At 73.9% G+C, this 2,532-nt stretch carries 2 protein-coding genes; both read right to left on the reverse strand.

The window, feature by feature from the left end:
* Window positions 1-25: 25 nt before the first annotated feature.
* Window positions 26-991: an ABC transporter permease gene (locus PROKR_RS03745; protein WP_036959635.1), complete on the reverse strand. Its 966-nt coding sequence runs from the start codon at window positions 989-991 to the stop codon at window positions 26-28.
* The coding region (locus tag PROKR_RS03750) for an ABC transporter substrate-binding protein (protein ID WP_036959654.1) at window positions 991-2,532 on the reverse strand (1,542 nt) is incomplete at its 5' end. The genes PROKR_RS03745 and PROKR_RS03750, both read right to left, overlap by 1 nt.

Raw genomic sequence — 2,532 nt, forward strand, 5'->3', positions numbered from 1 at the left:
GCGGGGCGGGTGCGCAGGACGGCGGTCATCGCGCGCCTCCGGCCGCGCGGCCGAGGCCGCCGGCGAGCACCCGCGGGTCGAGCAGGGGGTACACGAGGTCCACCAGGAGGCTGGTGCCGACGAACACGGCCGCGGCGACGACCACGAGCCCCTGCACCACGGGGATGTCCTGCGTGGTGACGGCGTTCTCGACGAGCCGGCCGAAGCCCTGGCGGGAGAACACTGTCTCGACCACGACGGTCCCGCCCAGCAGGTTGCCCACCAGCACACCGAGCACGGTGACGGCGGGCAGCGACCCGTTGCGGGCCACGTGCGCGCCGAGCACGCGGGCGCGCCCGGAGCCCTTCGCGAACGCCGTCTCGACGTACGGCGCGCGCCACGCCTCGCGCAGGCCCTGGGACAGCACCTGCGCGACGACGGCGGCGAGCCCCACCGCGAGCGTGACCGCGGGCAGCACCAGGGACGCGAACCCCTCGTTGCCGACCGCCGGGAAGACGAACCAGGTGAACGAGAACAGGTGGAGCAGCACGAGACCTACCCAGAACCCGGGCACCGCGACGCCGAGCGGCGGCAGGGCGAGCAGCAGGTCGCGCAGCCAGGCGGCCCGGGTCCACGACGCGAGCACCGCGATGCCGACGCCGCCCGCCAGGCCGAGCGCGAGCGCCAGGCCGGCGAGCTTGGCGGTCTCGGGGAACGCGTCCGCGATGAGCCCGGTCACGGGGGCACCGCTGCTGATGGAGGTGCCGAGGTCGCCCGTCAGCGTGCGGCCGAGCAGCGTGAGGTACTGCTGGACGGGGCCCTGGTCGAACCCGTACCGCTCACGCAGCTCGGCCACGCGGGCCGGGTCCACGCGCTCGCCGCCGGCGCCCTGGTCGAGCATGATCGCCACGGGGTCGCTGGGCAGCAGGTACAGGATCAGGTACGAGACCGTGAACGCCGCCCAGAGGACCGCGACGGCGCCGCCCAGGCGGCGCAGCACATGGACCGTCATCACTCCTGCTCGATCCAGGCGTCGTGGAACAGCAGCCGGGACGAGGCGTCGAAGGTGACGCCGTGCACGTCGCCACGCACCCCGATGGACTGGGACAGCTCGAACAGCGGGACCGCGAGGGCCTGGTCCAGCAGCGCCTCCTGCGCGTCGGCGGCGATGGTGTCGCGAGTGGCCGGGTCGGCCTCGCCGAGCTGCTCGTCGAGCAGGGGGTCGACGACGTCGTCGGGCTCGCGCAGGCTGAGGTTGCGCTGGTCCGTCGAGAACTGGGTGCGCAGGATGTCGGCGTCGGCCCGCGTCACGTTGTAGTAGTAGAAGTCGTAGTCGCCGGAGTCCTGGGCGGTGGTCTGCTCGGCGGCCGTGAGCTGGCGGAGGACCAGGTCGACGCCGACGGCGCGCAGCTGCTGGGCGACGAGCTCCAGCACGGGCCCGCTGCCCGTGAACACGGGCGTGTAGGTGACCTCGATCTCCAGCGGCTCGCCGTCCTTGACCCGGATGCCGTCGGGGCCGGGCGCCCAGCCGGCGTCGTCGAGGATGCGCTCGGCCTCCTCGGGGTCGAAGGCGAGCCGGCCGGACAGGTTCGCGTAGCCCGGCGTGGTGGAGGCGAGGATGCCGGTGGCCGGCTCGAAAGCGTCGGACAGGACCGTGTCGACCAGCTCCTGCCGGTCGATCGCGACCAGCAGTGCGCGCCGCACCTCGACGTCGTCCAGGGGCGCGCGGGTCAGGTTGGGCTGCAGCACGAACGGCACGCCCGGGTTGGCACGGGTCAGCACCGCGCCGCCGGAGCCCTCGACCTGCGGCACGTCCTGCGGCAGCACGTCGCCGACGGCGTCGAACTGGTCGGACGCAAGCCCCCCGGCCCGCACGCCCGACTCCGGGACCACGGAGAACTCGATGCGCTCCAGGTAGGCATCGCCCTCGTGCTCGGCCGAGGCCGGCGCCCAGTCGTAGCCCTCGCGCCGGGTGACCACAGCGCCCTGGTCCTGCGTGTAGCTCTCGAGCACGAACGGCCCGGAGCCGACGACGTCGCCCTGGAGGCGCTCGGCCGGGTCCACCGCCGCGGTCTCCTCCGCGAGGATCGCGAGCGACACCGTCGAGGTGGCCTGCAGGAACTGCGCGTTCGGCTCGTCGAAGACGACGGTCGCGGTGAGCTCGTCCGGCACCTCGGTCTGCTCGTAGCCCGCGAGGTAGCTCGCCGCGAGCGGCGCGGTGGTCCCGAGGTCGCCCGCGATCGCATCGAAGCTCGCCCGGACGTCCGCGGAGTCCAGCGCGCTGCCGTCCGAGAATGTCACGCCTTCGCGCAGATGGAAGGTGAACCGCGTCAGGTCGTCGCTGACGTCCCAGCTCTCGGCGAGCCACGGGCCGATCTCACCCGTCTCCGGGTCCTGGTCGGTCAGCGAGTCGGCGAGCTGCCGCGCCACGTAGATGCTGACGTTCGAGCCGACCTGCTGCGGGTCCACGCCCTGCGGCGCGGCGCCGAGCGCGAACCTGAGCGTGCCGCCCGGCGTCGGCTCGGCGGGTGCGGCGTCCGAGGCTGCGCCCGG

Source organism: Promicromonospora kroppenstedtii DSM 19349 (assembly GCF_000515355.1).
Classification (GTDB): Bacteria; Actinomycetota; Actinomycetes; order Actinomycetales; family Cellulomonadaceae; genus Promicromonospora; species Promicromonospora kroppenstedtii.